A 3,604-nucleotide genomic window follows, 5' to 3' on the forward strand; every position below is an offset into this window, starting at 1 on the left:
TTTACGAGTGAACACGAGGTGAACAGCCAGCATATTCAAGCCGAGCTGGAGGCTGGATTGCCTGCGCATATGGTGCCTGCACGCTTGATGCGTCTGGAGGCCATTCCACTGACGGCGAACGGCAAGATTGACCGCAAGGCGTTGCCGGAGCCGGAGGGTAGCATCCATACCGGTGCAGCCTATGTTGCACCACGCACAGCGGTGGAGCAGGTATTGGCAGAGATTTGGGCTGGTGTACTGGGCATGGAAGCCATCGGTACGCAGGACAATTTCTTCGAGCTAGGTGGAGATTCCATCAAGGCGCTACAGGTGTCGTCACGACTCCTGCAGGCTGGGTACCGAATGGAGATGAAGGACCTGTTCAGCCATCCGACGGTGGCGGCCTTGTCACCAAGAGTACAATCGGTGACCAGACTGGCAGATCAGAGTGAAGTACAGGGAGCTGTGAAGCTCACCCCGGTTCAGCATTGGTTCTTTGAGCAGCATTTTGCAGAAGCGCATCACCATAACCAGTCCGTCATGCTGTACAACCCGGATGGTTTTGATGAGAAGGTGCTACGTACAGCCATGAATCATGTGGTAAGTCATCATGATGCTCTGCGTACCGTATTCCGTCTGGCTGAGCACGGCTATGAAGCGTATAACCGTGCAGTTGGTGAAGGCGAGCTGTACACACTAGAGGCAATTGATCTAAGAGCGGAGACGGAGCTTGCTCCCATCATCGAGGCCAAGGCGAACGATATTCAATCCAGTATAGACCTGAGCGCTGGACCACTAGTAAGACTGGGGCTGTTCCATTGCGCAGATGGCGACCACCTGCTGATTGCCATTCATCACTTGGTGGTGGATGGAGTATCGTGGCGGATTCTGTTCGAGGATATTACGGCAGCTTACGAGCAAGCCTCGAACCGACAAGTGATCTCGCTTCCGAACAAGTCAGATTCATTCCGTACCTGGGCTGAGGAGCAAGCCCGCTATGCAGACAGTGAAGCAGCAGCAGCCGAGCTGAAGTTCTGGAAGGATATAGAGTCAGGTAGCTATGAGGCACTTCCGAAGGATACACCGCAGCCGTATTCCTTGAACAGGGATAGCAAGACGGTGACAATCAGTTGTACAGCGCAGGAGACAGAGCAACTGCTCAAGCAGGCACATCGAGCCTATAGTACAGATGTAAACGATCTGCTGCTTACTGCGCTGGGCATGTCCATTCAGCGCTGGGCTGGCATCGAGCGAGTACTTGTGAGTCTAGAGGGACATGGCCGTGAAGGCATCGTGCAGGATATTGATATTTCACGAACGGTGGGTTGGTTCACGACTCAATTCCCGGTAGTTCTGAATATGGCAGCATGCGAGGACCTCTCCAAGCAAATTAAGCAGGTGAAGGAAGGGCTCCGTCATATTCCGCAAAAGGGCATTGGCTACGGCATATTAAGATACCTGTCCGCGCTTGACGTGCAGGAGAGCTTTACAGTAGAGCCAGAGATCAGTTTCAACTATCTGGGTCAATTTGATCAGGACGTTCCACAGGGCTCGATTCAGGTATCTCCGTATGCTGGCGGAAGCGAGCACAGTGCATTGCAGGCAAGAGCCTATGCCTTGGACATCAATGGTTTGATCTCCAATGGTGAGCTGCAATTGACGATTAGCTACAGTCATCAAGAGTACCAGGCTGACACGATGGAAAAGCTTGCGGATGGGCTGAGAACCAGTCTGCAGGAGATCCTGGAGCACTGCGTGACGCGTGAACAGACGGAGCTGACTCCAAGCGATATCATGCTGAAGAACGTAACGATGACAGAGCTTGATCAATTGATAACGCAGACGCGAGATATCGGCGAGTTGGAAAATGTCTACGCGCTGACACCGATGCAAAAAGGCATGCTGTTCCACAGTCTGCTGGATGCCGGGTCCGGGGCTTACTTTGAACAGACGACGTTTGATCTGCATGGACGTTTCAATGTGCAGCTGTTCCGGGATAGCCTGCAGCATTTGGCGCAGCGTCACGAGATTTTCAGAGCGAATTTCTACAGCGGCTGGCAGGATGAGCCTGTACAGGTTATTTTCCGCCATAAGGAAATTGGGTTCAGCCATGAGGATCTGCGTCATCTTAGCGCACAGGAGCAAGAGGTGTTCCTACAGGAATACATTCGTCAGGATAAGCAATCTGGCTTTGATCTATCTCGTGATGCGTTGATGCGTGTAGCGATCATACAGACCAGCGATCAGGATTATCGCTTTGTGTGGAGCTCCCATCATATTCTGATGGATGGCTGGTGTGTGGCACTGGTGACAGATGAAGTATTTGAGGTGTATTTTGCTGCGGTGGAGCAGCGAGCGCCGAAGTTGTCACCGGTTACTCCATATCATCAATATATTGAGTGGCTGGAAGAGCAGGACGATCTAGAAGCAGCTTCCTATTGGAACCAGTATCTATTCAGCTATGACCAGCAGGCAGTGATTCCTACGGGTGGCGCAGCTGTCAAAGTGGAAAAAGTGGAACAAGCTCAATTTGAGCATATCCTTTGTGATCTCGGTAAGGATCTTACTGCCCGCATCGACGTGGTTGCCAAGCAGCATCATGTGACCATCAATACACTGCTGCAGACCGTATGGGGCTTGTTGCTTCAAAAGTATAACGGCAGTGATGACGCTGTATTCGGCAGCGTAGTATCCGGTCGTCCGGCTGATATTCCAGGGATTGAACATATGGTAGGCCTCTTCATTAACACGATTCCGGTACGGATTCGAGGTGGAGCTGAGGACAGCTTTGCTGAATTGATGAAGGGCACACAGCAGCAGGCGCTTCGCTCACAGGCCTATGAGACATACCCGCTCTATGAAATTCAAGCTCTGACGGAGCAAAAGCAAGACCTGATTAACCACATTCTCGTATTTGAGAACTATCCGGTGGAGCAGCAGGTCGAGCAACTCGGTGAAGGGGCAGAATCGGATTTTGCCATTAGCAACGCTGGCATGGTGGAGCAGACGAACTATGATTTCAATCTGGTCGTTATGCCACAGGAAGCAATGAAGATCCGATTCGAATACAACGCAGGACTGTATGACCGCTTAGCGGTGGAACGGATTCAAGGACATCTTGTTCATCTGCTGGAGCAGGTAGCAGGGAACCCGGATATTCGAGTGAATGAACTGGAAATCGTCACAGAGCCAGAGCGTAGACAGATCCTTGACACCTGGGGAGATACGACTGTGGCTTACCCGAGTGAGCAGACGATTCACGGCTTGTTCGAGGCGCAGGCAGAGCAGACTCCAGAGCAACCAGCTCTGTTCTGCGAAGGAGAGCAGCTGACGTACCGCGAGCTGAATGAGCGAGCGAACCGTCTGGCGCGAACGCTGCGTCATGAAGGAGTCACGAAGGATCAGTTGGTCGGTCTCATGACCGAGCGCTCGGTGGACATGATCGTAGGCATCTTCGCGATCCTGAAGGCCGGCGGTGCGTATGTGCCAATTGACCCGACGTATCCAGAGGAGCGAATTCGCTACATGCTGGAGGACTCAGGAGCACAGCTGCTGCTGACTCAGCGTCATCTGGCAGATAAAGTAGCATTTGATGGACGTATGCTCGTCCTGGATGGGACGGATG

The 3,604-nt window shown here is 52.4% G+C and carries 1 protein-coding gene; it reads left to right on the plus strand.

Features of this window, described 5'->3' with window-relative positions:
• A partial coding sequence (locus D328_RS29910) for a condensation domain-containing protein (RefSeq protein WP_018888327.1) occupies window positions 1-3,604 on the plus strand: 3,604 nt, incomplete at both ends.

It is taken from the genome of Paenibacillus massiliensis 2301065 = DSM 16942 (genome assembly GCF_000377505.1).
In the GTDB taxonomy this organism is placed as follows: Bacteria; Bacillota; Bacilli; order Paenibacillales; family Paenibacillaceae; genus Paenibacillus; species Paenibacillus massiliensis.